Origin of the sequence: Pseudoalteromonas rubra, from assembly GCF_000967655.1 — a bacterium.
Lineage (GTDB): Bacteria > Pseudomonadota > Gammaproteobacteria > Enterobacterales > Alteromonadaceae > Pseudoalteromonas > Pseudoalteromonas rubra_A.
In genome coordinates this window covers 1-478 of sequence record NZ_JXYA01000151.1, presented here as the reverse complement: position 1 = coordinate 478, position 478 = coordinate 1, and the positions used below count along the sequence as shown (strand labels likewise).

Genomic DNA, 478 nt, shown 5'->3' with positions numbered 1-478 from the left:
CGTAAGGTATTGTCGTGGAAATTATCGAACACGCTTGATACGCACTTTTGCCTCGAAGCATTGGACGAAGCGCTACAACGTTACGGTAAGCCCCAGATATTTAACTCAGATCAAGGGTGCCAGTTTACTAGCGATGTATTTACGGGCAAACTGAAAGAGAGCGGCATCAAGATAAGCATGGATGGCAAGGGCCGCTGGGTCGATAACGTCATGATAGAACGGCTATGGCGAAGCCTGAAATATGAAGAAGTGTACCTGAAAGCATACGACTCAATCAGGGAAGCGGAGCGAGAGATAGGCAACTACTTCGTATTTTATAATGAGGAACGAATACATCAGAGTTTGGAAAAGCAAACGCCTGATGAGGTATACCATGCGACACAGAAGTTCGCAGCATAAAGGAAGGTTGTTCATCTAAAAAATGGCTGAGTGTGTCTAACCAATGGGGTCCAGCTCTGTCCTTGCAAACTGGATGAGG

Annotated in this window: 1 protein-coding gene; it reads left to right on the top strand. The window is 46.0% G+C overall.

What is annotated here, in order from left to right; all coding sequences use genetic code 11:
- Positions 1 to 399, top strand: a 399-nt coding sequence (locus TW77_RS24005) for an IS3 family transposase (protein ID WP_046007501.1), incomplete at its 5' end; no start/stop codon positions are given.
- Positions 400 to 478: the final 79 nt, after the last annotated feature.